Source organism: Nocardia arthritidis NBRC 100137 (genome assembly GCF_001612765.1).
GTDB lineage: Bacteria > Actinomycetota > Actinomycetes > Mycobacteriales > Mycobacteriaceae > Nocardia > Nocardia arthritidis.
This window is the reverse complement of record NZ_BDBB01000088.1, coordinates 1-4497: the sequence shown is the minus strand read 5'-3', so window position 1 is coordinate 4497 and position 4497 is coordinate 1. Positions and strand designations below refer to the sequence as shown.

Below are 4497 nucleotides of genomic sequence, written 5' to 3'. Positions count from 1 at the left end.
GGCGGCGTCGTCCGCCGGGCGGTCCACGAAGGTCGCGCGGTGCCCGCCCGCCTCCGCGCCCTGGGCGATGAGCACGTCGGCGCCCGCCTCGACCGCGACGCGCGCCTCGTCGACCGAGGTCACGGTCACCCAGATTTCGGAACCGGCGGCGTGCAGCCGCCCTGTCTCCGCGGCGCTCGGGCAGCCGAAAGTGAACGACACGGCGGCGACCGGGTCGGCGACGAGCAGGTCGAGCTTGGCGTCCCAGTCGTCGGTGTCGTAGCGCGGATCCCCGAGCGTGTGGTCGGCGCCGAGTTCGGCGAGATAGTCCGCCAGGTCCGCGGCGGGGGTCGGTGGGCCGGGTACGAAGAGGTTCACGCCGAACGGCTTGCCGGTGGCCGCACGCGTCGCCGCGATTCGCGCCGCGGTGTCGGTCGCGCTCAGATAGCCGGCGGCCAGCTGGGCGAACCCGCCCGCCTCGGCCACCGCGGCGGTCAGTTCGGGAGTTGATGGGCCGCCCGCCATCGGGGCCAGCACGATCGGAACGTCCACCTGGTCGAGGATCACGCTCCGATTGTCGCGCATCTGGACGTGTGACCCGGGCCTCACCAGCGATTTTCAGCTGGAAGGTTGCGGAATGGTCACGACGCGGTAGAGTTCCCGTCACGACGGATGCCAAACCGTTATCCGCTCGAGCTTCACCGGATCGTTATCGAACCCGGTTCGGCTCGGGCTCCGGCATCCCGGACCCTGTTCTACGACCGAGGACTCAGCTTTGTCGCAGCACCGTGTAGGCCCCAGTTCCATTACCGTCCAGAGCCTCCTCGGCGACGGCGGCGAAACGGGCCGGCCGACGCGGCACCGCGCCGAGCCGTCCGCCACCGAGCGCGTGAAGGCCGCCGCGACCGCAGCGGTCGCCGCGGGCGCTTTGATCGGCGCCGCCAGCCAAGTCGCTCCCGCGATCGCCTACGCGTCGCCGTTGCTGCCCGGCTCCCACGATGCCGACGAGGAGACGCAGGCCGCGCCTTCCACCGTGAAGGGTACGAGCATCCTGCCGATCGCCGAGGCGAAGGTCGCCGAGCCGGTCACGCAGGCCGCGCCGGAGCCCGCCGCGGTCGCCGGGCAGATCGCGGCCCCGGTCGCCGCTCCGTTCGGCATTCCCAATCTTCCCCCGGAGATCGCCGCCCCCTTGGCTCAGGCCGAAGAGGTCCTCAAGGGCGTGCAGCAGCAGGTCGCGCCGGCGCCCGCGGTGCGCCCCGTGGCCGGTGAGATCAGCTCCGGCTTCGGCAGCCGCTGGGGCGCCATGCACTACGGCCTCGACTTCGCCGACGCGCTGGGCGCGCCGATCCACTCGGTCAGCAACGGCACCGTGATCGAGGCGGGACCGGCTTCCGGTTTCGGCCTGTGGGTGCGCGTGCTGCAGGACGACGGCACCACCGCGGTCTACGGCCACGTGAACGAGATGTTCGTGCACGCCGGGCAGCGCGTGAACGCGGGCGACGTGATCGCCACCGTCGGTAACCGGGGGCAATCCACCGGTCCGCACCTGCACCTGGAGATCTGGGACCAGGCGGGCACCAAGATCGACCCGATGCCGTACCTGGCCGCCAAGGGCGTGCCCTTGCAGTGGGGCCCGTCCGCGCACTGACTTCTCCTGTCCAGCTTGATATTCCGGTCAGCGCACGGTTGCGCGCAGCGGAGCTTCCCGCGACGAGGTAGTGCGGGAAGCGGTTGGAGCGCGGGTCTTTCAGAGCCGCCCCATAGGCACCGGTCGGTCGCTAGGCTCGGGCCGTGATCGAGCTGGGCGACATCTTCGAGCCTGGGTCACCGCACGGCCGCGTCTACGCCGTGCTGGTGCACCATCCGCGGTCGAGTCTCGCCGACATCGCGCAGTACCTGGGCGTTTCGGAAGACCTCGCCGCGGACTCGTTGGATGTGTTGTGTGAATTGCGCGCCGCGGTCCGCGTCGAGTCGCCCGAGGGTGAACCGCTGTGGGACGCGCACGCACCGGAATCGTTGTCCGAAGCCGAGGCGCGGCGCAGGCAGCAGGAGATCAACCAGATGCACGCGGCCGCGGCGCGCTTGAGCGAGACGTTCCGTTCGGTGCGTCGCTCGCCGCGCGGCAACGGCGCGGTGGTGCCGGTGTACGAGCGGCTGGAGATGCTGGCGGATTTCGAGGAGATGCAGACCGGCGCGCGTAGCTGCGTCAAGCTGGTAGAGCGCGGCCCCTATCTCAGCGATCCGGAACGCGAGCGCCAGCTGTTCGAGCTCAAGCGGACCAGGCTCGGCGAAGGAATCCGCTATCAGACCTTGTATCAGGACACGGTCTACCAGGATTCGGAGCGCTTGCGGCACGCGCTGTCCACCAACGCCAGCGGCGCGCAGGCCAGAACGCTGCCGGAGCCGCCGTTCAAGCTGATCATCAGCGACGACGAGCGCGCCAGCCTGGTGCTGCACGCCGATGAACGCAGGCCCGATCCGATGGGTCTGCGCATCACGGGGTCCCCCACGCTCGAGCTGTTGGTCAAGACCTTCGACGTACTGTGGACGATGGCCGCGCCCATATCGGTGAATCCGGCCGCCGAGGCGCTGGACGAACGTGACCGCGCGATCCTGACTTTGATGGGACTGGGCGCCACCGACGACACCATCGCGCGCAGGCTCGGGATGTCCCGGCGCACGGTGGTCCGCCGGACCGCCCGGCTGCTGGAGCGTCTCGGCGCGAGCACGAGATTCCAGGCGGGGGTGCAGGCGACCCGGCGCGGGTGGCTGTGAGCAAGCTCACCGATCGAACGAGTCGTGCAACATGAGGGACTCGGCGCCGATATAACGGCAGGCATCACGCAAGACACCGATTCCATGGGGGAGTGGGCGGCGCTGGACGAGAGGACAGCACCGAAAGGGGGGACGCGGACCGCCACCGACGGCAGCCGCGGCAATCCGATACAGCGCGCGGGTTGGGCAGTCAAGCCCCTATATGATTGCTCGGTCCGCGCTGGCCCCGGATAACGAACCCTGCGCAGGGTACGGCCCGGGTCCTGGCTCGATGCGAGAGGTGAATGCACTCGAATGGAAACCGCCCGTCGCTCTGCTCGCGGTAGCCGTCGCCGCAGGTCGGGCAGTCCGCTGTTCGCGCAGCTGCTCACCGCCGCCGTCGAGTCCGCCGCTACCGAGGTCGCGATCCGGTTCAACCCCACGGGAGATCCGACCGACGATCGGGAACTCACCTACGCCGAGCTGGACGCGGCGTCCTCGCGGCTGGCCAGGGAGCTGATCGAGCGCGGTGTCGGGCCGGGCGACGTGGTCGCCATCGGAATCTCGCGCAGCGTGGAGTCGGTGCTCGCCGTCTGGGCCATCGCCAAGACCGGCGCGGCGTACGTGCCGGTGGATCCGACGTACCCCACCGATCGCATCAACCACATCGTCGCCGACTCCGGCGCCACGGTCGGCCTGACCACCTCGGCGCACCGCCCGGTGCTGGGCACCGGCGTGTACTGGATCGAGCTGGACGACCCGGTGCAGGCCGCGCGCATCGCCGCGCGCCCGGAGCACCCCATCTCCTACACCGACCGGGTCCGTCCGCTGGACGAGCGGCACCCGGCCTATGTCATCTACACCTCCGGGTCCACGGGCAAGCCCAAGGGCGTCGTGGTCTCGCACAGTGGTCTTGCCGGACTTGTGACCGCGGAGCGCGAGCACTACGGGGTGACTGAGGATTCGCGCGTTCTGCACGTCTGCTCGCCGAACTTCGACGTCTCGGTGCTCGAACTGCTGCTGGCCTTCTCCAGCGGCGCGACGCTGGTGATCGCGCCGCCATCGGTGTTCGGCGGTTTCGAGTTGGCGGATCTGCTGCGGCGCGAGCACGTCACGCACATGCTCATCACGCCGGGGGCCCTGGAATCGGTGGATCCGGCGGGGCTGGACGACCTGCAGGCCGTCGTGGTGGCCGGCGACAAGTTCGGACCCGAACTGGTCGCTCGCTGGGCGGCCGAGCGCGAGTTCTACAACGGCTACGGGCCCACCGAGGCGACGATCCTGGCCACCAGTACGCCACCGATGACGCCGGGCGAGCCCATCACGATCGGCTCGGCCATCCCTGGAGTCGGGGCGTTCGTGCTGGACTCGCGGCTGCGGCCGGTGCCCGCCGGGGTGGTCGGCGAGCTGTATCTGACCGGTCCCGCGCTGGCGCAGGGCTATCTCAACCGGCCGGGCCTGACCGCGGAGCGATTCGTCGCCAGTCCTTTCGGCGCCGACACCGGCAACCCCGGAGCGCGGCTCTACCGCACCGGCGACCTGGTGCGCCGCACCGAATCCGCGGGCCAGGACGGCGTCATCGAATACCTGGGCCGCTCGGACTTCCAGGTGAAGATCCGCGGTTTCCGCATCGAACTCGGCGAGATCGACAACGCGCTCACCGGCCACCCGGACATCGACTTCGCGGCCACTCTCGGCAAGACGCTGCCCTCCGGCGCGACCGCGCTGGTGTCCTATGTGCTGCCGCGTCCCGGGGCCGACGTG

Annotated in this window: 4 protein-coding genes; 3 read left to right on the top strand and 1 reads right to left on the bottom strand. The window is 70.1% G+C overall.

Annotated features, from left to right (window positions below; all coding sequences use genetic code 11):
• Nucleotides 1-546: nitronate monooxygenase (locus tag NA8_RS32120; protein WP_174550173.1), on the bottom strand; the 546-nt coding region annotated here is incomplete at its 3' end.
• Between the two features lie 208 nt (nt 547-754).
• On the opposite strand from NA8_RS32120, the gene NA8_RS32115 reads away from it, so the two are divergent.
• The 3 genes from NA8_RS32115 to NA8_RS32105 all read left to right on the top strand — a co-directional run.
• Nucleotides 755-1627, top strand: a complete 873-nt coding sequence (locus NA8_RS32115) for a M23 family metallopeptidase (RefSeq protein WP_063054039.1) — start codon at nt 755-757, stop codon at nt 1625-1627.
• Nucleotides 1628-1770: 143 nt separating this feature from the next.
• Complete coding sequence (locus tag NA8_RS32110) at nt 1771-2754, top strand: helix-turn-helix domain-containing protein (RefSeq protein ID WP_063054038.1); 984 nt, start codon at nt 1771-1773, stop codon at nt 2752-2754.
• Nucleotides 2755-3117: 363 nt separating this feature from the next.
• Nucleotides 3118-4497 (top strand): non-ribosomal peptide synthetase (locus tag NA8_RS32105; RefSeq protein WP_439957449.1); only part of this gene is annotated, 1380 nt, incomplete at its 3' end.